Origin of the sequence: Streptomyces sp. MMG1121 (assembly GCF_001280015.1) — a bacterium.
In the GTDB taxonomy this organism is placed as follows: Bacteria; Actinomycetota; Actinomycetes; order Streptomycetales; family Streptomycetaceae; genus Streptomyces.
In genome coordinates this window covers 1-293 of record NZ_LGDV01000127.1, presented here as the reverse complement: position 1 = coordinate 293, position 293 = coordinate 1, and the positions used below count along the sequence as shown (strand labels likewise).

General features: G+C 69.6%; 1 protein-coding gene. It reads right to left on the bottom strand.

The features are described 5' to 3' along the window. On the bottom strand, positions 1 to 255 hold a 255-nt coding region (locus tag ADK64_RS47165; RefSeq protein ID WP_234384554.1), incomplete at its 3' end, for a hypothetical protein. Positions 256 to 293 lie beyond the last annotated feature (38 nt).

Sequence of the window (293 nt, the reverse complement as noted above, 5' to 3'; positions counted from 1 at the left end):
CCACGGCTGGGCCGCGAGGGACAGCCGGCCGGTACACACCGCACCGCCCGTGTCGGGAACACCGACCACGGTGTCGAGCAGAGGGTGTCCGGTGGCCAGCGCGGGGTCCCCTCCGGACCGCGTCGGATTCAGCCAGAAACGCTGCCGCTGGAAGGCATACGTCGGCAAATCCACACGGTGTGCACCGGTGCCGGAGAACACCTGCTCCCATTCAATCCCGACGCCGCGTACGTGCAGCTGTCCAACCGCGGTCATCAACGCCCGGTCCTCCGGCACGTCCCGCCGCAACGACG